Source organism: Gordonia sp. VNK21, assembly GCF_046098115.1.
Lineage (GTDB): Bacteria > Actinomycetota > Actinomycetes > Mycobacteriales > Mycobacteriaceae > Gordonia.
The window spans coordinates 318,184-337,674 of record NZ_JBJURU010000001.1 but is presented as its reverse complement, the minus strand read 5'-3'; the positions used below and the strand labels follow the sequence as shown (position 1 = coordinate 337,674).

21 protein-coding genes are annotated in these 19,491 nt (G+C 69.9%); 15 read left to right on the top strand and 6 right to left on the bottom strand.

The features are described 5' to 3' along the window. Positions 1 to 50: 50 nt before the first annotated feature. Positions 51 to 1,295, top strand: a complete 1,245-nt coding sequence (locus ACJMNC_RS01710) for an MATE family efflux transporter (RefSeq protein ID WP_408946458.1) — start codon at positions 51 to 53, stop codon at positions 1,293 to 1,295. 12 nt (positions 1,296 to 1,307) lie between these two features. On the opposite strand, the gene ACJMNC_RS01705 is transcribed toward ACJMNC_RS01710, so the two are convergent. Both ACJMNC_RS01705 and ACJMNC_RS01700 read right to left on the bottom strand, forming a co-directional pair. Further along, the gene (locus tag ACJMNC_RS01705) at positions 1,308 to 1,658 is read right to left on the bottom strand and encodes a GNAT family N-acetyltransferase (RefSeq protein ID WP_408946219.1); all 351 of its coding nucleotides are present in this window, start codon (positions 1,656 to 1,658) and stop codon (positions 1,308 to 1,310) included. A gap of 25 nt (positions 1,659 to 1,683) precedes the next feature. Then, entirely contained in the window at positions 1,684 to 2,871 is a 1,188-nt protein-coding gene (locus ACJMNC_RS01700) for an NAD(P)/FAD-dependent oxidoreductase (RefSeq protein WP_408946218.1), read from the bottom strand. Between the two features lie 94 nt (positions 2,872 to 2,965). Between ACJMNC_RS01700 and ACJMNC_RS01695 the strand changes: the two genes are divergently transcribed. From ACJMNC_RS01695 to truB, 7 genes are all read left to right on the top strand, one after another. Next, positions 2,966 to 3,550 (top strand): TetR family transcriptional regulator, encoded by a 585-nt coding sequence (locus ACJMNC_RS01695; RefSeq protein WP_408946217.1) that lies wholly within the window; start codon positions 2,966 to 2,968, stop codon positions 3,548 to 3,550. Between the two features lies 1 nt (position 3,551). Beyond that, entirely contained in the window at positions 3,552 to 3,914 is a 363-nt protein-coding gene (locus ACJMNC_RS01690; protein ID WP_408946216.1) for a DoxX family protein, read from the top strand. Positions 3,915 to 3,977: 63 nt separating this feature from the next. Then, complete coding sequence (locus ACJMNC_RS01685) at positions 3,978 to 4,769, top strand: esterase/lipase family protein (RefSeq protein ID WP_408946215.1); 792 nt, start codon at positions 3,978 to 3,980, stop codon at positions 4,767 to 4,769. 36 nt (positions 4,770 to 4,805) lie between these two features. Then, positions 4,806 to 5,804 carry a metallophosphoesterase family protein gene (locus tag ACJMNC_RS01680; RefSeq protein WP_408946214.1) on the top strand — a complete coding sequence of 333 codons (999 nt, stop codon included), beginning with the start codon at positions 4,806 to 4,808 and terminating at the stop codon, positions 5,802 to 5,804. Then, the gene (locus ACJMNC_RS01675) at positions 5,801 to 6,517 is read left to right on the top strand and encodes a 4'-phosphopantetheinyl transferase (protein WP_408946213.1); all 717 of its coding nucleotides are present in this window, start codon (positions 5,801 to 5,803) and stop codon (positions 6,515 to 6,517) included. The genes ACJMNC_RS01680 and ACJMNC_RS01675 overlap by 4 nt, the downstream gene beginning before the upstream one ends. Before the next feature lie 4 nt (positions 6,518 to 6,521). Further along, a complete protein-coding gene (locus ACJMNC_RS01670) occupies positions 6,522 to 8,621 on the top strand; it encodes an acyltransferase family protein (protein ID WP_408946212.1) in 2,100 nt (699 codons plus the stop codon). Positions 8,622 to 8,660: 39 nt separating this feature from the next. Next, positions 8,661 to 9,560: a tRNA pseudouridine(55) synthase TruB gene (gene truB / locus ACJMNC_RS01665; RefSeq protein WP_408946211.1), complete on the top strand. Its 900-nt coding sequence runs from the start codon at positions 8,661 to 8,663 to the stop codon at positions 9,558 to 9,560. Between the two features lie 27 nt (positions 9,561 to 9,587). On the opposite strand, the gene ACJMNC_RS01660 is transcribed toward truB, so the two are convergent. After that, positions 9,588 to 10,268, bottom strand: a complete 681-nt coding sequence (locus ACJMNC_RS01660) for a metal-dependent transcriptional regulator (RefSeq protein WP_408946210.1) — start codon at positions 10,266 to 10,268, stop codon at positions 9,588 to 9,590. A 42-nt stretch (positions 10,269 to 10,310) separates the two neighbouring features. Between ACJMNC_RS01660 and ACJMNC_RS01655 the strand changes: the two genes are divergently transcribed. The 3 genes from ACJMNC_RS01655 (at position 10,311) to ACJMNC_RS01645 (ending at position 14,352) form a co-directional block, all read left to right on the top strand. Further along, positions 10,311 to 11,276, top strand: a complete 966-nt coding sequence (locus ACJMNC_RS01655; RefSeq protein WP_408946209.1) for a bifunctional riboflavin kinase/FAD synthetase — start codon at positions 10,311 to 10,313, stop codon at positions 11,274 to 11,276. A 171-nt stretch (positions 11,277 to 11,447) separates the two neighbouring features. Then, entirely contained in the window at positions 11,448 to 11,717 is a 270-nt protein-coding gene (gene rpsO, locus ACJMNC_RS01650) for a 30S ribosomal protein S15 (RefSeq protein WP_408946208.1), read from the top strand. Positions 11,718 to 12,096: 379 nt separating this feature from the next. Continuing rightward, positions 12,097 to 14,352 (top strand): polyribonucleotide nucleotidyltransferase, encoded by a 2,256-nt coding sequence (locus ACJMNC_RS01645; protein ID WP_408946207.1) that lies wholly within the window; start codon positions 12,097 to 12,099, stop codon positions 14,350 to 14,352. Between the two features lie 95 nt (positions 14,353 to 14,447). Here the strand turns inward: ACJMNC_RS01645 and ACJMNC_RS01640 are convergent, their stop codons facing one another. Continuing rightward, positions 14,448 to 15,902: an MFS transporter gene (locus ACJMNC_RS01640; protein WP_408946206.1), complete on the bottom strand. Its 1,455-nt coding sequence runs from the start codon at positions 15,900 to 15,902 to the stop codon at positions 14,448 to 14,450. A gap of 104 nt (positions 15,903 to 16,006) precedes the next feature. Between ACJMNC_RS01640 and ACJMNC_RS01635 the strand changes: the two genes are divergently transcribed. The 4 genes from ACJMNC_RS01635 (at position 16,007) to ACJMNC_RS01620 (ending at position 18,283) form a co-directional block, all read left to right on the top strand. Further along, positions 16,007 to 16,507, top strand: a complete 501-nt coding sequence (locus ACJMNC_RS01635) for a winged helix-turn-helix transcriptional regulator (protein ID WP_408946205.1) — start codon at positions 16,007 to 16,009, stop codon at positions 16,505 to 16,507. Positions 16,508 to 16,585: 78 nt separating this feature from the next. Further along, positions 16,586 to 17,326, top strand: a complete 741-nt coding sequence (gene dapB / locus ACJMNC_RS01630) for a 4-hydroxy-tetrahydrodipicolinate reductase (protein ID WP_408946457.1) — start codon at positions 16,586 to 16,588, stop codon at positions 17,324 to 17,326. Positions 17,327 to 17,330: 4 nt separating this feature from the next. Further along, positions 17,331 to 17,825 carry a hypothetical protein gene (locus ACJMNC_RS01625; protein ID WP_408946204.1) on the top strand — a complete coding sequence of 165 codons (495 nt, stop codon included), beginning with the start codon at positions 17,331 to 17,333 and terminating at the stop codon, positions 17,823 to 17,825. Beyond that, positions 17,825 to 18,283: a flavodoxin family protein gene (locus ACJMNC_RS01620; protein WP_408946203.1), complete on the top strand. Its 459-nt coding sequence runs from the start codon at positions 17,825 to 17,827 to the stop codon at positions 18,281 to 18,283. Before ACJMNC_RS01625 ends, ACJMNC_RS01620 begins: the two co-directional genes overlap by 1 nt. Before the next feature lie 91 nt (positions 18,284 to 18,374). On the opposite strand, the gene ACJMNC_RS01615 is transcribed toward ACJMNC_RS01620, so the two are convergent. After that, positions 18,375 to 18,953 (bottom strand): PIN domain-containing protein, encoded by a 579-nt coding sequence (locus ACJMNC_RS01615; RefSeq protein WP_408946202.1) that lies wholly within the window; start codon positions 18,951 to 18,953, stop codon positions 18,375 to 18,377. Further along, positions 18,953 to 19,483: an excisionase family DNA-binding protein gene (locus tag ACJMNC_RS01610; protein WP_408946201.1), complete on the bottom strand. Its 531-nt coding sequence runs from the start codon at positions 19,481 to 19,483 to the stop codon at positions 18,953 to 18,955. Before ACJMNC_RS01610 ends, ACJMNC_RS01615 begins: the two co-directional genes overlap by 1 nt. Between the last annotated feature and the right edge of the window lie 8 nt (positions 19,484 to 19,491).

Here is a 19,491-nt window from a genome sequence, read left to right as displayed (position 1 = left end):
CACTGGCCGGCTCGGCGCTGCTCGTGCTGGTCGCTCCGCCGCTGTATCTGATGCTCGATCTGGCGGTGGTCGGGCGGCTGGGCGGCGAGCAGCTCGCCGCGCTGGCCGTCGGCACGCTGGTGCTGTCGATGGTGAGCACCCAGCTCACCTTTCTGGCCTACGGCACCACCGCCCGTTCGGCCCGCGCCTTCGGTGCGGGCGATCGCGCCGGTGCGGTCCGGGAGGGCCTGCAGGCCAGCTGGATCGCGATCGGTGCGGGACTGGTGATCGTGGTCGCCGGCTGGCTGCTGGCCGGGTCCGTGATGCGTGCGCTGGTTCCGGATACCGCGGTGGCCGCCGAGGCCGCGGGCTGGCTGCGCATCGCCGTCTTCGGGGTGCCGCTGATCCTGTTGTCGATGGCCGGCAACGGCTGGATGCGCGGTGTGCAGGAGACCCGGCGGCCGGTGGTCTACGTGGTGGCCGGACTGCTGGTCTCGGCGGTGCTGTGCGTGCTGCTGGTGCACGGCCTGGCCGGGGCGCCGGATCTGGGGCTGCACGGCAGCGCGGTGGCGAATCTCGCCGGCCAGGGTCTCACCGGGCTGCTGTTTCTGCGGCGGCTGCTCGTCGATGTGCGGCGGAGGCCGGGGCCGTCGGGCCGTCGACCGGTGTGGGCGCCCGATCCCGCGGTGATCCGCGCTCAGCTGACCATGGCGCGGGATCTGATTCTGCGCAGCCTCGGCTTCCAGGTGTGCTTCGTCTCGGCGGCCGCGGTGGCGGGCCGGTTCGGGGTGGCGCAGGTGGCCGCCCACCAGCTGGTGCTGCAGATCTGGGAGTTTCTGTCGCTGCTGCTCGATTCGCTGGCGATCGCGGCACAGCAGGTGGTCGGTGCAGCGCTCGGCGCCCGCGTGTTCGGGGTCGCGAAGGCCAATGCGCGGCGGGCGACCGCGGTCTCGGTGCTGGCCGCGGCGGTGCTGGCGCTGGCGCTGGCCGCCGGTGCCGGACTGGTGCCGCGGATCTTCACCTCGGACCCGGCGATCCTGGACGCGGCACGCATTCCGTGGTGGTTCCTGGTGGGCATGCTGCCGGTGGCCGGGGTGGTCTTCGCTCTCGACGGGGTGCTCCTCGGCGCCGGCGATGCGGCCTTCCTGCGGACCGCCACCCTGGCCGGAGCCCTGCTCGCATTCCTGCCGATGATCTGGCTCTCGCTGATCTTCGACTGGGGGCTGACCGGGATCTGGGCGGGTCTGCTGCTGTTCATGCTCACCCGGACGGTCGCGGTGACGTTCCGGGTGCGCTCCGGTCGCTGGCTGCGCTGAGCAGCGGCGCGTTCAGGACTCGACCAGCACCTGATACTGGGGGAAGCGTTCGAGGAAACGCTGCACATAGGTGCAGACCGGGGTGATCGTGCGACCCTGGGCCGCCACGTCGTCGAGCACCGAGGCCACCAGCAGCCGGGCGAAACCGGCTCGCCCGAACTTCTCGGTGACCACCGTGTGCAGCAGGATCAGGTTGCCGTCCGCGGTCCGCTCGTAGCCTTCGACGCCGACCAGCTCGTCGCCGGACCACAACTCGTACCGATCGCGGTCGGGATTGGCGCGCAGCTCCGGCGGCGGATCGAGGACGACGGTGGGCGGGGGCACCGCCGGACCGTCCGGCAGGGGACTGGACTGGCTCGTCATCTCCTCACCGTAGCGCGCTCGCCGGTCACAGATCGGTGAGTGCGACGCGCGGGTCGGCGAGCCGGTCCGGGTCGACCTGCGCGCGGGCCCGGACCAGATCGGCGATCGACTCGCCGTCGTCCCACCGGTTGACGTTCATGCCGGCGAGCACCCGCTGGTCGGCATCGAGCCAGAAGGCGAGGAACTCGAGCGAGTCGGTGTCGCCGCGGAGCACGACGGTGTCGTCGCCGGAGGCGTGCCCCCGGTATTCCATGGAGAAGCCGAACTGGTCGGTGTAGAAGTACGGGAGCTTGTCGTAGACCAGGTCCCCGCCCAGCATGTTGGCGGCGGCCACAGCCGGCTGATTGAGGGCGGTGGCCCAGTGCTCGACCCGCAGTCGCCCGAACAGCGGGTGATCGTGATCGGCGATGTCGCCGACCGCGAAGATGTCCGGGTCGTCGGTGCGCAGTCCGGCGTCCACCTCGACCCCGTCGCCCACCGCCAGGCCGGCTTCTTCGGCCAGCCCCACCTGGGGGACGGCGCCGATCCCGACCAGCACGGTGTCGGCGGTCAGTTCCTCGCCGCCGGCGGTGGTGACGCCGGTGGCGGTGACGTCGTCGACGCTCACGCCCAGCCGCAGGTCCACGCCTTCGCCGCGGTGCAGGTCGGCGAGCAGCCGGCCGAGCCGTTCGCCGAGCACGGTGCGAAGCGGCAGTTCTGCGGGTTCGACGACGGTCACCGCGGTGCCCGCCTGCCGCGCGGTCGCTGCCGCCTCGAGACCGATCCAGCCGGCCCCGACGATCAGGAGGGAGCGGCCGTCGCCGAGGCCCGCGCGCAGCGCCTGCGCATCGTCGAGAGTGCGCAGGTAGCGCACGTCCGGGTCGCCGGGGAAGCGTCGCGGCGCACTGCCGGTGGCCAGCAGCAGTTTGTCGTAGTGCACGGCACCGCCGTCGTCGAGCCCGACCAGCCGGTCGCCGCGGTCGATGCGGGTGGCCCGGACGCCGGTGCGCACGTCGATACGGTGGCGGACGTACCAGTCGGCGTCGTGCACGAACACCGAGGCGCGGTCGGCGCGGCCGGCGAGCAGGTCCTTGGACAGCGGAGGGCGCTCGTAGGGGAGATGGGCTTCGGCGCAGAGCAGGATGATGGTCCCGTCGAAGCCGTGTTCGCGAAGCGCCTCGGCGGCTTTGCCGCCCGCCAGACCGCCGCCGATGATCACATACTGGGAGTCCATAGACCCACGCTACGCGCGGTGCGGTCCCGGGAACCGCGCTTCGCGCGGACCCGGGCCTTGTGCCGGCGGCAGTCGGAGCCCTATCCTGCTGAACATGTTCACTGAACAGGTTCAGTCACTGCGCGAGGAGCGCCGCGAGCAGACCGACGGACGCATCCTCGAGGCTGCGGCCGTGCGCTTCGCCGCCGACGGCTACCGCGCGGCGACGATCCGCGCCATCGCCGCACAGGCCGGGGTGAGCGTGGGCCGGGTGATGGCGGTCGGGGACAAGGAAACCCTGCTGGCCGCGGTCTACGATCGGCGCATCGCCGCAGTGCATCGCTCCCGTGCGGATCGACCGAGCGATCCGGATCAACCTGCACCACAACGGATCTCCGAGCTCGTTGCGCCTTTCGTCGAACTCTTCGCCGACGATCAGGCACTGGCCCGCGACTACGCAGCGGTCCTCGCCCGCGGGACCGTCGACTCGGAGATCTTCGGCGACCTCGCGCGCACCCTGCTCGGCGAATTCGAGCAGGTTCTCGCGCAGGCCGGTGCGCCGGATCCGGCGGCCGGTGCCCGCGCCCTCTACTTCGGCTACCTCGGTCTGCTCCTGTCCGCCGCCGCCGTCGGCGGCGACCTCGCACAGGTGCGGCCACAGCTGGCCGAGATCACCACCACCCTGCTCCGGAAGGACTGACATGTTCCAGACTCCCGATCCCGTCTGGCCGGTGATCGTGCTCGCCGTGATCCTCGGCGGCGATGCGCTGGCGTCGATCCGGCCACCGGCCCTGATCCGGGAGTGCCTGACCGGCGTCGGCTTCCCGATCGACGACTGGGGCTGGGTCCTGGTGTACGTCAAACTGCTCGCAGTGGCCGGCCTGATCGTCGGCATCTGGCAACCGGGGGTCGGCGTCACCACCACCGCCGGGGTGATCGCCTACTTCCTCGCGGCCTCCGTCGCGCATGTGCGGGCGGGCTTCACCGGGATCACCTTCCGCGTGAACTGCCTGGGCATGCTGGCGATCTCGGTGGTGGTGCTCATCTACTCGTTCGCGCTGTGAATCCCGGCACTCGCCGAAGGGCCGGGTAGACCTCGCAGGTCAGCCGAGGCTAGCCTGACCTGCATGGTCGGGACATCCTTCATCACACGCACACTCGTATCGATCGCCGTCGGCGCTGCCGCTGTCGGCGGCACCCTGCTGGCACCGGCCGCCGCCGAGGCGGCGCCGGCGACCACCCGGGTGATCGTCATGCCCGGGCAGGCGCTCGGCGGCGTCTCGCTGGCACCGGCCTACGGCCAGCTGGTGGACTACCTGACCGCGCAGGGCTATCCGAGCCAGCTCCTCGACCTCAAGGGTGAGGACATCGAGCGGGATGCCGCGACGATCGGGGCGACCGTGGAGAAGCTGCACAAGCAGCACCCGAACGACAAGATCGCTCTGGTCGCGCACAGCATCAGCGGCATCACCTCGCGCACCTACCTCAAGCTCGGCGACGGCCACCGGCTGGTGGACACCTACATCGCGATGGGCACCGCCCAGTACGGCTCGCCCGCCTCGTGCACCGCGGACATCGCCCGGGAGAACTGCCCGGGCACCCCGTTCCTGCGCAAGCTCAACGCCGGTGACGACACACCCGGCACGACCAAGTACTTCGGCCTGCGCAATGCGCGTGAGTACGCCGACGGGCACCTCGACGGCGGACAGTGCCGGGTCACCCCGATGCCCGAGGTGGCCGGTGTGCCGACGGACTTCCAGCACACCTATGAGCCGTTCGACCGCAACGCCTGGAAGCTGATCGCGACCTCGCTGGGCGGGACCTGCAAGGGAACCTACGTCGACGATCCCGACGGAAAGCTGACCGCCCGCGGCTCGATGCTGCCGGACGCCCCGATGTATCGGGAGTACCGGGGCTGACCGCCGCCGCCGGCGGATCTGGCAGCATGGAACCTCGTGGCTACTCTCTGGGCGATCAGCGACCTTCACGTCGCACACCGGGGGAATGAAGGCATCCTCGATCAGATCCGGCCCGCCGAGGAGGGCGACTGGCTGATCGTGGCCGGCGACGTCTCCGAACGCACCGACGACATCATCGACGTGCTGCGCCGGCTCAAGGCGCGCTTCGACACCGTCGTCTGGGTGCCCGGCAACCACGAGCTCTACACCACCGCCAAGGACCCGCTGCAGGTCTTCGGGGTGGCCCGCTACGACTACCTGGTGCAGGCCTGCCGGGACATCGGCGTGGTGACCCCCGAGGACCGGTACCGGCTCTTCGACGCCGGCGACGGCACGGCGCCGGTGCGGGTGGTCCCGATGTTCCTGCTCTACGACTACACCTTCCGGCCGCCCGGCACTTCGACGGCGCTGCAGGCGCTCGCAGTGGCCCGTGAGCGCAATGTGGTGGCCACCGACGAATTCCTGCTCTCCCCGGAGCCCTATCCGACGCGCGACGCGTGGGGCCGCGCCCGGATCGAGGCCACCCGCGCCCGACTCGAAGCGCTCGACCCGTCCGAGCAGACCATCCTGATCAACCACTGGCCGCTGCGCCGCGAACCCTGCGATGCGCTCATGTACCCGGAGTTCGCGCTCTGGTGCGGCAGCGAGCTGACCGACGACTGGCACACCCGGTTCAACGCCGCGGCCTGCGTCTACGGGCACCTGCACATCCCACGCACCACCTGGTACGACGAGGTGCGCTTCGAGGAGGTCTCGGTCGGCTATCCGCGCGAGTGGAAGCGCCGCGGCCTGCCCGAACCGCTGCTGCGCAGGATCGCCCCCGACGACGGGCTGCGGCCGGAGGACCTCCCCGAACACGGGGTCCGCTTCGAGCTGCCGCCCGACTACGCCGAGAAGGCCGCCGAATTCCGCGAGCGCGTCGAGAAGCTCCAGGCCCGCCGCGCCGAACGCCGCGCCGATGAACAGCACCGTCCGCCGGGGGAGGGCCTGCCGTGATCGAACTGCTCCTGCCCGGCGGGGTGTCCGCCGCCGAAGCCTTCGGTGATCTGCCCGACGCCGCTCTGCTGCCGCCCGAGGAATCGCTGATCGCGCAGGCGGTCCCGAAAAGGCGCCGCGAGTTCACCACCGCGCGGCACTGTGCGCGCACCGCGCTCGGCGATCTCGGGGTGGCGCCCGCGCCCATCCTCCGCGGCGAGCGCGGGATGCCGCTGTGGCCGTCGGGCACCGTCGGCAGCCTCACCCACTGCGACGGGTACCGCGCCGCCGTGGCGGGGTATTCGATGACCGTGCGCTCGCTGGGCATCGACGCCGAACCGCACGACGGACTGCCCGACGGGGTGCTCGGCCACACCAGCCTGCCCGAGGAACGCGAGGTCCTCGCGCAGCGGGCGGCCGACCCCGAGCAGGCCGGTCTGCACTGGGACCGGCTGCTGTTCTGCGCCAAGGAGGCCACCTACAAGGCCTGGTTCCCGATCACCGGCCGCTGGCTGGGCTTCGAGGATGCGCGCATCGAGTTCACCCGGGCGCCCGAAGCGGCCGGCACCGCCCGGCCACCGTCGGACGGCGCTCCCGCGACCGCGGCCGGCACCTTCACCTCGACCATTCTGATCGATCCGGCCGCCGCCGACGGCGGTGCACCGCTGCGCGAGCTGTCCGGGCGCTGGCTCATCGCCCGCGGGCTCATCCTCACAGCGATCGCGGTGCGCTGAACCCATGCCGTCTCGTGCTGCACCCGCCTCGCTGAGCGCTGCCCCGGCCACCCGGTCCGCGCAGCGCCGGCCCGACGTCGAAGGTCTGCGCGGGGTCGCTGTCCTGCTGGTTGTGGTCTTCCACATCTGGGTCGGCACCGTCTCCGGCGGCGTGGACGCCTTCCTGTTCATCTCGGGCTTCTTCCTGATCCCGTCGCTGATCCGGGCACAGATCTCGTTGCGGCCGGTGGACAATCCACTGCCGCGGCTGTGGCGGGTGCTGACCCGGCTGTGGATCCCGATGGCCGCGGTGGTCGCCGCCACCGTGGCGGCCACCTGGTACGTCTATCCGTCGTCACGGCACGCGGAGATCCTGATCGACGCGCTCTGGTCGGACCTGTGGGCGGTCAACTGGACCCTCGGCCTGCACGGCCACACCTACGCCGACGCGACCAGCCTGCCGTCGCCGTTCCAGCATCTGTGGTCGCTGGCCGTGCAGGCGCAGGTCTTCGCCGTGCTGATCGTCGGGATCACCCTGGCCGGAGTGGGTCTGCGCGCCCTCGGGCGCCGCTGGACGCGGCTCGGGCCGGAGCCGATCCGGCGGACGCTGATCGCCGCGGTCCTCGCCGGCGGCCTGGTCTCCTTCGGCTACGCGACGCTGGTCGGGCCGGCCGACCAGACGCTCAACTACTACAGCACCTTCTCCCGATTCTGGGAGATCGCGCTGGGCGGACTGCTCGGCTTCGCGCTCGCCGGACGGACCGTGCCGGCCGTCCTGCGGCAGCCGGCCGGGGCGGCCGGTCTGACCATGCTGGTGATCACCGGGCTGGTCGTCGACGGCGCCACGCAGTTCCCCGGACCCGCGGCCCTGCTCCCGCTGGGCGGGACGATCCTGGTCTTCATCGCCGGCACCGGCGGCAGCAGCGCGGTGAGCGCCGTGCTGAGCACCGCACCGGTGGTCTACCTGGGCACCATCGCCTACCACCTGTACCTGTGGCACTGGCCGGTGCTGATGACCTACCTGGTGTACCGGACCTTTCACGCCACCCCGATCGACGGCGTCGGCCCGGCCGACGGGCTGGCGATCATCGCGGTCTCGCTGGTCCTGGCCGTGATCAGCCACCGGCTGCTGGCCCCGGAGGCCCCGCGGCGCACCCGCCGCATCCGCACTCCCGCGATCCTGGCCGGCACGATCGCCGCGCTGGTGGTGGCGGTGCAGGCGTGGGCGGCGCCGGTGCCGCTCACCGCCGCCGATCAGGTCGACTGGACCCAGCATCCGGGGGCGGCGAGCCTCGGCTCGGGCACGGTGGAACCGGCCGGCATCCCGTTCATTCCCCGGGTGGAGGCCTCCCGTGCCGACCTGCCGCAGACCGGACTGCAGGGCTGCTTCAACGACGGACTGACCAACGCCGATCTGATCAGCTGCGACTACGGCGCCCCGCGGGAGCCGGGGCGCCGGGTGCTGATGCTGATCGGCGGCTCCCACGCCGAGCACTATCTGCCGGCGCTCGACGCGATCGGCGTGCGTCAGGACTTGACCGTCGAGGCCGTGATCATGGCCGGCTGCCAGATGGCGGCCGGACCGTCGGCCGCGCAGTCGTCGGAGAGCGATCACTGCCGCCGCTGGCAGGCTGCGGCGATGGACCACGTGCTGACCACCCGCCCCGATGCCGTCGTCACCAACTCCACTCGTCCGGTCGGCGTCTACGGTGCCGGCGATACGACCCCGCCCTGGTACGCGGAGGCCTTCCGCGCCTTCTCCGAGGCCGGTATCCCGGCGGTCGGGATCCGGGACCTGCCGTGGCTGATGGACGCGCAGTGGAAGACCCGGCAGCCGTTCGACTGCATGGCGGTGCGTGCGGACCCGATCGCCTGCGGGGTGCCCCGCTCGGTGGGCCTGGCCGCGACCGATCCGGCGGTGCCGGTGCTCGGCGGACTGCCCGGGGTCAGTCTGCTCGACTTCACCGACCTGCACTGCACCCGTACCGACTGCCCGGTGGTGGTGGGCAATGTGCTCGTCTACCGGGACGCGCACCACTTCACCAAGACCTTCATGCTGTCGATGACCCCGTACATCGAAGACGGTCTGCTGCGCGCCCTGGACTGGTTCCCGCCCGCCCCCTGAGTGCCGGGGCGGCGCGGTGCGTCCGGCACTATGGTGCCCATGGCCGATTCCTCCATCGAGAACGCCGGGCTGCTGGTCGTCGACAAGACCGCCGGAATGACCAGCCACGATGTGGTGTCCACCTGCCGGAAGGCGTTCAACACCCGACGGGTCGGACATGCCGGAACCCTCGATCCGATGGCCACCGGTGTACTGGTGGTGGGCATCGAGCGGGCCACCAAACTGCTCGGACTGCTGTCACTGACCACCAAGAGCTACACCGCGACCATCCGGCTCGGCGCCTCGACGACCACCGATGACGCGGAGGGGGAACAGCTCAGTGCCGCCGACGCCTCGGCGGTGACCGACGAACAGATCGCGGCCGGTGTGGCGGCGCTGACCGGCGACATCGAGCAGGTCCCGGCCAAGGTGAGCGCGATCAAGGTGGACGGCCGCCGCGCGCACGCCCTGGCGCGCACCGGCGAGGAGTTCGAACTCAAGGCGAGACCGGTGACGGTGCACCGCTTCGACGTCACGGCGATCCGCCGCGCGGGGTCACTGATCGACCTCGACGTGGAGGTGGACTGCTCGTCGGGCACCTACATCCGTTCGCTGGCACGCGATCTCGGCGCCGGGCTGGGCGTGGGAGGTCACCTGACCGCGCTGCGCCGCACCGCTGCGGGGCCGTTCACCCTCGAGCATGCGCGCACCGTGGAGTCGGTGATCGCCGAGCCGGCGGTGTCCCTGGACATCGACGCCGCAGCGAAACTGTGCTTCGCGCACCGCGACATCTCCGCGGAAGAGGCCGAGGCGATCAGCCAGGGGCGCTGGCTCGAACCGATCGGGCGCAAGGACGTGTACGCGGTGATCGACCCGGACGGCCGGGCGATCGCCCTCATCCGGGAGAAGGGCCGGCGGGCGGCCTCGGTGATGGTGGTGCGGCCGGCCACCCTGCGCTGAGCGGCTGCCGGCGCGGGCCCGGTGCGATCAGGAACCGAGGAAGATGGCCCGGGAGGCGATGTCGCCCAGGTGGATCAGCTCGCCGTCGTTCACCGAGATGGTGATGGTGCCGGCGAACGGCCGCTTCTCCACCACGCGCACCGAACAGTCCAGGTCGATGCCGATCTCCTGGAAGTAGCGCAGCATCTCCGGATCGTCCTCGCCGATGCGGGAGATCACTGCGGTCGCACCCACGTCCAGGTCGGCGAGCCGCTGCGAGCCCGCCCGCGGGACGGAGCCGTCAGCGGCCGGGATCGGGTCGCCGTGCGGATCGCGTTGCGGGTGACCGAGTTTGGCGTCGATGCGTTCCATCAGCAGATCCGAGACGGCGTGCTCGAGCACCTCGGCGTCGTCGTGCACCTCGTCCCAGCCATAGCCGAGCACCCGCACCAGGAAGGTCTCGAGCAGCCGGTGCCGGCGAACCATCGCCACCGCCGCGGCGCTGCCCTCGGCGGTCAGCGAGATCCCGCCGTAGGGCTCGTGCTCCACGAGTCCCTGATCGGCGAGTTTGCGGATTCCCTCGGACACCGTCGACGGCGCCACGCCGAGCTTTTCGGCGAGCATCTTGGTCGTGACCTTGGCATCCGACCACTCCTGGCTCATCCAGATGGCCTTCAGATAGTCCTGGGTGACCGAGGTGAGGTCGCCGATCAGTCGCGAATGGGGCATGGGTTGAGTCTACGTCGCGCGCTGAGGCCGTACGCTTGACCCGTGTTGCGATGGCGAGGACTCGACGACGTTCCACCCGGATGGGGCCGCTGCGTGGTCACCATCGGAGTATTCGACGGTATCCACCGCGGGCACGCCCAGCTGGTGTCCGCGGCGGTGCGCGCTGCGGCCGAGCGCGGTGTGCCGTCGGTGCTGATGACCTTCGACCCGCACCCCTCAGAGGTGGTGCGACCCGGTTCGCGGCCGCCGCAGCTGTCCACGCTGCGCCGCCGGGCCGACCTGGCTCAGGAGATGGGTATCGACGTCTTCTGCGTCATCCCCTTCACCCCGACCCGGGCCGCGCAGTCGCCCGAGGAGTTCGTCCACGACGTGCTGGTCGAGGAGCTGCACGCCGCCGAGGTGATCGTCGGCGACAACTTCACCTTCGGCCACAAGGCCGCCGGCACGGTGGCCATGCTGCAGGAGCTGGGGGAGCGCTTCGGTTTCGAGGTGACGGCCCTGTCGCTGTTCGGTGAGCACGCAGTGACCTTCTCGTCCACCTACATCCGGTCGTGCGTGGCCTCCGGCGACGTCGAACTGGCCGCCGAGGCGCTCGGACGTCCGCACCGGGTCGAAGGGGTGGTGGTGCACGGGGAGCGGCGCGGCCGCGATCTGGGCTTCCCGACCGCCAACGTGGCACCGCCCGAGGGCTCGGCGATCCCGGGAGACGGCGTCTACGCCGCCTGGTTCACCGTTCTCAAGAGCGGCGACGCCCCCGACGGCATGAGCATCGGGCAGCGCTACATGGCCTCGGTGTCGGTGGGCACCAACCCCACCTTCTCCGGCCGTAACCGCACCGTGGAGGCCTACGTCCTGGACGTGGACACCGACCTGTACGGCCAGCACGTCGCGGTGGACTTCGTCAGCCGGCTGCGCGGGATGGAGAGCTACGACAGCCTCGACAGCCTGGTGCAGGCGATCGGCGACGACGTGGACCGCACCCGCAGCATTCTCGGCGCGGCGGAGTAGCGCGCGATCGGGATGTGCTCTGTGCCGGGCCCGGCTGCCCGGCCGCCGATGCGGGCCGGTGGCGCGACGGCTGGTAGAGTCCTCTCTCGGTGTTCGCTGCAGTCCGCGGTGGCACACCGCCCGCCCGGTGGCGGGACTCATGGACGCGGAACTGAAACAAGGAGTACAGCCATGTCGCTGACCGCCGAGCAGAAGAAGACCGTTCTGGCCGAGTACGGCCTGCACGAGACCGACACCGGTTCGCCGGAGGCCCAGGTGGCGCTGCTGACCAAGCGCATCACCGACCTCACCGAGCACCTCAAGCAGCACAAGCACGACCACCACAGCCGTCGTGGCCTGCTGCTGCTGGTCGGCCGTCGCCGCCGCCTGCTCAAGTACCTGGCCGACGTGGACATCAACCGTTACCGCTCGCTGATCGAGCGTCTCGGCCTGCGTCGCTGATTCACACGTTCACCGAACGGCCGTCCCGGACACCCGGGGCGGCCGTTCGCGCATCCGGAGCCCGGCCCGGCGGGCGTGATACGGCTTCCCGGGCCGGAAGAACCCCAGGTGATAGGATGACCCCGGACGATGCGCTGTATGAGCGCGTCCGGACATGTACGCCAGGGATGGTCCTCGGTAGTGGCTGCCGGAACTTCTTCCGTTCCGGCAGCTTCGATCGATGGCCCTCTCACTCGCCGCGCACGACGCGCGGTGCATCTCCGGGCCCGCCCCAGCAGTGTGACGTCCAGACCCGGTGCACAGGCGCCGGGTCTGCCACTGCATACCCGCCGGTCGGCGCATCCCGCGCCCGGCGACACGAAAGGGATTCAACCAATCCATGACTGATGTCAACGACTACGACGGTGACGAGATCACCGAAGTCTCCTGTGTGATCGACAACGGCTCGTTCGGCCAGCGCACCATCCGGTTCGAGACCGGCCGGCTGGCGCTGCAGGCCGCGGGTTCGGTCACCGCGTACCTGGACGAGGAGACGATGATCCTCTCGACCACCACCGCGTCGAAGAACCCGAAGGACCACTTCGATTTCTTCCCGCTGACCGTGGACGTCGAGGAGCGCATGTACGCCGCGGGCCGGATCCCCGGCTCGTTCTTCCGTCGCGAGGGCCGCCCCTCCACCGACGCCATCCTCACCTGCCGCCTGATCGACCGTCCGCTGCGCCCGTCCTTCGTCGACGGTCTGCGCAACGAGATCCAGGTGGTCGAGACCATCCTGTCGCTCAACCCGAACGACCTGTACGACGTGGTGGCCATCAACGCCGCCTCGGCGTCCACCCAGATCGCCGGTCTGCCGTTCTCCGGTCCGGTCGGCGGCGTGCGCGTCGCACTGATCGGCTCCCAGTGGGTCGCGTTCCCGACCGTCGAGCAGCTCGAAGGCGCCGTCTTCGACATGGTCGTCGCCGGCCGCGTCACCGACACCGGTGACGTCGCCATCATGATGGTCGAGGCCGAGGCCACCGAGAACGTCCTCGAGCTGGTCGCCGGCGGTGCCACCGCACCGAGCGAGACCGTCGTCGCCGAGGGGCTCGAGGCGGCCAAGCCGTTCATCGCGCAGCTGTGCGAGGCGCAGAAGCAGCTGGCTGCGGCCTCCGCCAAGGAGACCCGCGACTTCCCGCTGTTCCCGGCCTACCAGGACGACGCCTACGAGGCCGTCGCCGAGTTCGCCACCGACCGGCTGGGGGAGGCGCTGGCGATCGCGTCCAAGCAGGATCGCGACGCCGCCACCGACGCGCTCAAGGGCGATGTGCTCGAGGCGCTCGGCGAGCGCTTCGAGGGCCGCGAGGGCGAACTGGGCGCCGCCTACCGCTCGCTCACCAAGAAGCTGGTCCGCCAGCGCATCCTGACCGATCACTTCCGCATCGACGGCCGCGGCATCACCGACATCCGTGCGCTGTCCGCGGAGATCGGCATCGTCCCGCGGGCGCACGGCAGCGCCCTGTTCGAGCGCGGCGAGACCCAGATCATGGGTGTCACCACGCTGGACATGGTCAAGATGGCCCAGCAGATCGACTCGCTCGGCCCGGAGACCTCCAAGCGGTACATGCACCACTACAACTTCCCGCCGTACTCGACCGGTGAGACCGGCCGGGTGGGCTCGCCCAAGCGCCGCGAGATCGGCCACGGCGCGCTCGCCGAGCGCGCCCTGGTGCCGGTGCTGCCGAGCGTCGAGGAGTTCCCGTACGCGATCCGTCAGGTGTCCGAGGCCCTCGGCTCCAACGGTTCCACCTCGATGGGTTCGGTCTGTGCCTCGACCATCTCGCTGCTCAACGCCGGTGTGCCGCTGAAGGCGCCGGTCGCCGGCATCGCGATGGGCCTGGTCTCCGACGAGGTCACCATCGACGGCAAGACCGAGACCCGCTACGTGGCGCTCACCGACATCCTCGGCGCCGAGGATGCCTTCGGCGACATGGACTTCAAGGTGGCCGGCACCAAAGACATCGTCACCGCGCTTCAGCTCGACACCAAGCTCGACGGCATTCCGTCCAAGGTGCTCGCCGGTGCGCTGAGCCAGGCCAAGCAGGCCCGGCTGACCATCCTGGACGTGCTCGCCGAGGCCATCGACGAGCCGGACGAGATGAGCCCGTACGCTCCGCGGATCACCACCATCAAGATTCCGATGGACAAGATCGGCGAGCTGATCGGCCCCAAGGGCAAGACGATCAACGGCATCACCGAGGAGACCGGCGCGTCGATCTCGATCGAGGACGACGGCACCGTGTTCATCGGCGCCACCGACGGTCCGTCGGCGCAGGCCGCGATCGACAAGGTCAACGCGATCGCCAACCCGCAGCTGCCCAAGGTGGGCGAGCGGTTCCTGGGCACCGTCGTCAAGACGGCCGCCTTCGGCGCCTTCGTCTCGCTGCTCCCGGGCCGCGACGGCCTGGTGCACATCTCGAAGCTGGGCAACGGCAAGCGGATCGGCAAGGTCGAAGACGTGGTGAACGTCGGCGACAAGCTGCAGGTGGAGATCGCCGACATCGACGAGCGCGGCAAGATCAGCCTGGTTCCGGTGCGCGACGCCGCCGACGACAAGGCCGCCGGCGACAAGGCCGCCGACGAGAAGGCGGACGCCTGATCGGCATCTGATCGTCGCCGCTGAGCGACGGCAACGACTGTGGCCCGCAACCTCCGAGGAGGTTGCGGGCCATAGTCGTTGAGGCGGCGTCGGTGCTAGGCGGTGCCGGCGGCCACCTCCTGCAGCTCTGCCGGGCTGATCTTCTTCGACGGGTAGGCGGCGAAGGCGAAGACCGCGCCGACGACGGCGGCGGCGGCCCCGACCCAGAAGCACAGCTTGTAGGCGCCGAGCGTCGGGATCGCGGTGCCCACAATCGTCGAGCTGGTGAGCAGCACGGCCATGACCGCGCTGGAGGTGGTGGTGCCGATCGACCGCATGAGGCCGTTCAGGCCCACTGCGGCACCGGCCTCGCTGGCCGGGACGTTCTGCATGATCAGCGTCGGCATGGCCGAGTAGCCGATGCCCACACCGGCCGAGCCGACGCAGGTCGCGATCAGGATCTTCCAGGGCTCGTCGATCATGAAGACGGCCATCACGTAGCCCACGGCCACCACGAGGGCGCCGATGGTCAGCGTCTTGCGGCCGCCGATGGTGCCGATGAGTTTGGCCGACACCGGGGCGAAGAACATCATCATCAGACCGCCCGGAGCCATCCACAGGCCGGCGGCGAGCATGCTCTGCGCCATGCCGTAGCCGGTCTCCTTGGGCATCTGCAGCAGCTGCGGCACCACGATGGCCTGAGCCATCATGCCGAAGCCGATCAGCACGGCGGCCAGGTTGGTCATCAGCACCGGACGGTTGGCGGTGGTGCGCAGATCGACCAGCGGGTCGCTCGCGCGGAGCTGGTACCAGCCCCAGATCAGCAGGATCACCAGACCGCCGAAGATACAGCCGAGGGTGCTGCCGCTGGTCCACTCCCAGTCGTGGCCCTTGGAGATGCCGATGAGGAAGGCCACCAGGCCGGCGGCCAGTCCGAGGGCGCCGATCCAGTCGAGCTTGGCCTCGATCGCGTCGCGCACGTGGGGGAGCAGGACGATCGAGGTCACGACCATCACCGCGGCCAGGGCGGTGGCGACCCAGAAGAGGGCATGCCAGTCGCCGGACTCGGCGATCCAGGCGGCGAGCGGCAGACCCAGTGCGCCGCCCACGCCGAGGGTGGCACTGATGACGGCGACCGCGGTGGTCGACATCTTGGGCGGAACCACCTCGCGGACGAAGCTCATGGCCACCGGGATGTAACCCATCGCGACGCCCTGCAGGGCGCGGCCGATGAGCACCGGGATGAGCGAGGACGACAGCGCACACAGCAGCGAGCCGGCCAGCAGGATCACCGACGAGGCGACCAGGATGGGCTTCTTGCCGTACATGTCGGCCAGCCGCCCGGCGACCGGCATGGCCACTGCGCCGCCGAGCAGGGTGGCGGTGATCACCCAGGAGGCGTTGCCCTGGGACGTGTTCAAATAGATGTGGAGGTCCTGCTGGATGGGGATCACCAGCGACTGCATGAGCGAGGCGCAGAAGCTGGAGAAGGCCAGCACCGCCAGAATGAGGGTCGGGTTGACGGCGATGTCCGGCCGCGCCAGCCCGCTGCCCGATTTCGGTAGATTCACGGATTTGTCCTAGTAGATAGATTGTGTATTCTGCACAGTGCGACTTGTGTAGCCTACACATCCGACGGTCGCAGGACGAATGACGATCCACGAGAGTGACGAAGATGACGGTTGAGGACGACGCGAGATGCGATCACCCGGAGGTGGCCGAACTCTCGCCGGCGCGGCGGCTGGGCGCGGCGCTGGGGCGGATGGTCGCCTTCCGGCGGCACCGGCCGGGCTTCGCCGATGTCGGGGCGGCGGACATGCGTCTGCTCTGGTTGCTCGTTCAGGACGGGTCGATGACGCTGGCCGAGGTGACCGAGGCGGTGGGGCTGGAGCGTTCGACGGTCAGCCGGCAGGTTTCGTGCGCCGTCGACGCCGGCCTGCTGAGCAAGGCGCGGGTGCGCGGGTCGAGCGCCTATCGCGTCGACGTCACACCGGAGGGGCGGGCGGCATTCGAGCGGGCGGCGGCCCGTGCCCTGGAATTGATCGACCTGGCGATGGCCGAGATGGGCGCGGACGCCGCGCTGCGCCTGGTGGAACTGGTGGAGGAATTCGTCGACGTCTACGGCCGCCAGCTGGCCGACGATCCGGCGGGCCCGGGCTGCGCAGGCACCCCCTAGACTTGAGGAGCGGGCCGTGCTCCGGCCCATCGGTTCTTCGGCGAGAGGTGACACCAGATGAGCAATGGCACGGCCGCGATCAAGGTCGGGGTGTTCGGCAGCAGGGGCAAGGTGGGTCAGGCCATCGTCGCCGGTGTGCAGGAGGCCGAAGGCACCGAGTTCACCGTCGGTGTGGACGCCGGTGACGACCCGGCCGCTCTGGTACAGACCGGGACCGAGGTGGTCGTCGACTTCACCCACCCGGATGCCGTGATGGACAATCTGAAGTTCTTGATCGACAACGGGATTCACGCCGTCGTCGGCACCACCGGATTCACCGACGAACGGCTCGAGACGGTGCGCTCGTGGCTGGCCGAGAAGCCGGGCGTCGGGGTGCTCATCGCACCGAACTTCGCCATCGGCGCCGTGCTCTCCATGCATTTCGCTCAGCAGGCCGCCCGGTTCTTCGATTCGGTCGAGGTGGTCGAGCTGCACCACCCGCATAAGGCCGATGCGCCGTCGGGTACCGCCGGGCGCACCGCGGCCCTGATCGCCGCGGCCCGTGCCGAGGCAGGCTGCGCGCCGATGCCCGATGCCACGTCGACGGGCCTCGAGGGTGCCCGCGGTGCCGACGTCGACGGCGTCCGCGTTCATTCGGTGCGGCTGGCCGGGCTGGTGGCCCACCAGGAGGTGCTCTTCGGTACGCAGGGAGAGACGCTGACCATCCGTCACGATTCGATCGACCGCACCTCGTTCGTGCCCGGTGTGCTGCTCGGCGTCCGGGAGATCGGCGGCCGGCCCGGCCTGACCGTGGGCCTGGAAGCCCTGATGGATCTCTGACCCGGTGGCCGCCAAACGCAAGGACGCGCGCCCGATCATCTGGATGATCGGCTTCTTCGTCGTCGCCACCCTGATGTACCTGGGGCTGCTCGTCTGGCTCGCGGTGAAGCTCTTCGCCGCCGGCGGCGCGGTGGGCGTGGGCATCGGCGTCGGGGTGGTGGTGCTGGCCGTGCTGGGTCTGTGGATGATCGTCCAGACGCTGCGCTCGGGGATCGAGCATCAGCGTATGGCCGCGGCGGTGCAGGAGCTGGGCCGGGAGGTGGACGTGGACGATCTGCCGCGGCGCCCGTCCGGCCGCATCGAGCGTCATGCCGCCGATGAGCTGTTCGCTCAGATCAAGGAGGAGTGGGAGGCCGACCCGTCGGATTGGGTGCGCACCTACCGGATCGCCCGCGCCTACGACTACGCCGGCGACCGGAGCCGGGCCCGGGAGATGATGCGCCGGGCCGGTGAACAGTATCGGGCGACGCGCGTACCCGGGACGGCCGGGAGCATCTGATGCCGGCGACGCTGCTGATCGTGCACCACACGCCCTCGCCGCACTGCCAGGCGATGTTCGAGGCGGTGATCGAGGGAGCCAGCGATCCGGATATCGAAGGGGTGCAGGTGGTTCGGCGCGCCGCGCTGGCCGTGACGGCCTCGGACTTCCTGGCGGCCGACGGCTACGTGCTCGGCAGTCCGGCGAACCTCGGCTACATCTCGGGGGCGCTCAAACACGCCTTCGACTGTTCGTACTATCAGATCCTCGACTCCACCCGGGGTCGTCCGTTCGGGCTCTATCTGCACGCCAACGAGGGCGGCGAAGGCGCCGAGCGAGCCGTGGACTCCATCACCACCGGCCTGGGCTGGGAGAAGGCCACCGAGAACGTCGTGGTCTCGGGTAAGCCGGGCAAGGACGAGCTGCAGGCCTGCTGGGAACTCGGCGCGACCGTCGCTGCCGGGCTGATGGAGGCCTGAGCCGTAGAGCTGGCTGCCGTGGCCTCGCCGGTGTGCGCTGTGCCCAAGCGGCGATGTGAATGGACCCTGAGGCCGTGGTGCCTTGGTGTGCTCAGTTCCCTGATTCGAAATAGGGCGCGATCTCGCGGACGAAACCCTTTGCGCCGGAGGCGGAGAGAGCTTCGAGGAATCCCTCCGTGGTCACCGGCGGGTGACCACGCTTATCTGCGGTTTGGGCTACGCAGGCGACTGCTCGTGCGGGGTGGCGGTGGAGCAGGTCCAAGAGGAACCGGTCGGAGCTGCGCGTGTGCAGCCCCAGCGGCTCCAGAACTGTCTCCGGGAAGTCCTTGGTGTTGTCGGTGACGATTGCCGATGCATGGCCCCTCACCGCTGCTGCGACTACGTGGCGGTCGTCGGGGTCGGGCATGCCGGTGATCGCCGATTCGAGCGGCTCCCATCCTTCCACCCGGGCGTCCTCGAACGCATCGTTCATGGCATAGACCCGAGTGCGGGCCCGCTCCTCGGAGACCCGACCCTTTGTTGCCAGGTGGATACCGCGCACGGTCTCGTCCATGATGCGGTCGCTCCACAGTGGGAAATATGCCCGTTGCTCAGCGAATGCGAGGAGCAGATCGACTTTGTGGATCGGCACCAGAACACACGCGTCGAGCACCACGCGAAACCCTGCCACTACCCTTTGCGCTCCTCGGCGAGCTCGTGGCGAGCGGTGCGGATGGCGGCGCGGTAGTCCTCGGCGGACACGTCGTACAGGTCGCTCGCCTCGGCGTCAGCCACGAGCGCTTGCAGCGCCTCGCGTCGCTCGAGTGCGCGCTGTGACTGATAGTCGAGCAGGTCGCCCAACTCCACGCGCCGGTGACGACTACCTTCGACGGTCTCGTGCGGGATTCTCCCGGCCTCCAGCAGTTTGATAAGCGTGGGCCGGCTGACACCGAGGTAGTCGGCTGCCTCCTGTGTCGAGAGCTTCTGATCGACGGGAGCGACAACGACTGCGCGGCGCGCACGCATGGCTTCCACGATCTGAGCCAGCGTGCGGTAGACCTCCAACGGGAGGGTGATCCTCTCCCCGTCAGGACCAACAAGGGCGGCGGGCTCGTCGTGATCGTCGAGGAACGTCGACAGGTCCGTGAGGGCGTCGAGGTCGGTGGCCTTTGTCGGAGGTAAGAACGTTCTCTTTCTGCGCGATGTGGTAGCAGTGCTCATATAGTCAG